This is a genomic window from Enterobacter sp. ZOR0014 (assembly GCF_000798855.1).
GTDB classification, from domain to species: Bacteria; Pseudomonadota; Gammaproteobacteria; order Enterobacterales; family Enterobacteriaceae; genus Enterobacter; species Enterobacter kobei.
Genome location: NZ_JTLF01000205.1, coordinates 1 through 679, shown reverse-complemented (window position 1 = coordinate 679; position 679 = coordinate 1). Strand labels below are relative to the sequence as shown.

General features: G+C 32.1%; 1 protein-coding gene. It reads left to right on the top strand.

Annotated features, from left to right (window positions below; translation table 11 throughout):
- Window positions 1-516: SGNH/GDSL hydrolase family protein (locus L977_RS24505; RefSeq protein WP_156118167.1), on the top strand; the 516-nt coding region annotated here is incomplete at its 5' end.
- Window positions 517-679: the final 163 nt, after the last annotated feature.

Genomic DNA, 679 nt, shown 5'->3' with positions numbered 1-679 from the left:
GAACATACATCGATGGAACATAACCCAGACCTTTTAATAATTGGATGGGGAATGAATGACGCTGATAAAAACCATACGAAGTTCGCTGGGTTAACACTAGAACAAAGATTAAACTTATTTAAAACAAATATGGAAGAAGGATTGAAAAGAATAAGAGGAAATACAAGTGTTAATGGTAGACCAGCTTATAATAAAACCGTAAAAGATTTGGCTATTATCATCACTTTGCCAACAGTTGGAACAGTTTATAATACTGGGAGAACCTATGTAGAGTGGTTTCAAAATGTTAGACCTATAATACAAGAATTATGTCGTAAATACGAGTGTGCGTTTGCTGATTTTACAGCGAGAACTTACGCACATAATGATATGTCTATAAAAACATGGTCAGCTTTAAATTCAGATGGCGTTACTTATGGATCGATACACCCTAACAAATACTCAATGGCTCAAATTATGTCACAGTTACAAGATTTAATATATCCTGTTTGCATGTGGAATATTGATATTGATTAATATATATTTAGGATTGCATGGGAAAATATCGGTTCAGCAGTAATTGGTTCAACGACAATATATTATTGGAAACGTACTGCATAAAAAAATAAAAAGGAAAATAAAAAATGAAATTAGATTATAACTCACGTGAGATTTTCTTTGGTAATGAAGCTCTAATCGT